Annotated in this window: 1 protein-coding gene; it reads left to right on the plus strand. The window is 66.9% G+C overall.

Going from position 1 to position 526, the window contains the following annotated elements; translation table 11 throughout:
* Nucleotides 1-48: 48 nt before the first annotated feature.
* Nucleotides 49-429 (plus strand): response regulator, encoded by a 381-nt coding sequence (locus tag DYI24_RS27660; protein WP_164574574.1) that lies wholly within the window; start codon nucleotides 49-51, stop codon nucleotides 427-429.
* The last annotated feature ends 97 nt before the right edge of the window (nucleotides 430-526 follow it).

Genomic DNA, 526 nt, shown 5'->3' on the forward strand with positions numbered 1-526 from the left:
GTGTAGTTGCACGCGGCCCGGCGCCGGCCGCGACGAGGGAATAACACGATGGCGCGCATCCTGATCGCCGACGACGAAGAATCGATGCGCCTGCTGGTCGCCCGCGCGATCAGCATGGACGGCCACGAAACCGTCACGGCCGAAGACGGCAGCGAAGCGCTGGAAATTCTCACCAGCCAGAACGGCAAGTTCGACCTGCTGCTGACCGACATCAAGATGCCGATCATGGACGGCATCGCGCTGGCGCTCGCCGCGGCGCGCGACTTCCCCGAGCTGACGATCCTGCTGATGACCGGCTTCGCCGATCAGCGCGAACGCGCCTCCGGCCTCGACGCCATCGTGCACGACGTCGTCACCAAGCCGTTCTCGGTCGCCGACATCCGCACCGCGGTGGCGGATGCGCTGACGGCGAAGAAGAGTAGTAGTTGACCCTCTCGCGACGGAAGATCGACGCTGCCCAAGACGCAGCGGACTCCCTCTCCCGCTTGCGGGAGAGGGCTGGGGTGAGGGCGACGCGGGCAGTGAG

The organism is Rhodopseudomonas sp. BR0C11, from assembly GCF_010820945.1.
GTDB classification, from domain to species: Bacteria; Pseudomonadota; Alphaproteobacteria; order Rhizobiales; family Xanthobacteraceae; genus Rhodopseudomonas; species Rhodopseudomonas palustris_H.

Coding starts and splice junctions, on each gene's coding strand:
- DYI24_RS27660 (WP_164574574.1), top strand. CDS start 49: ATGGCGCGCATCCTGATCGCCGACGACGAAGAATCGATGCGCCTGCTG.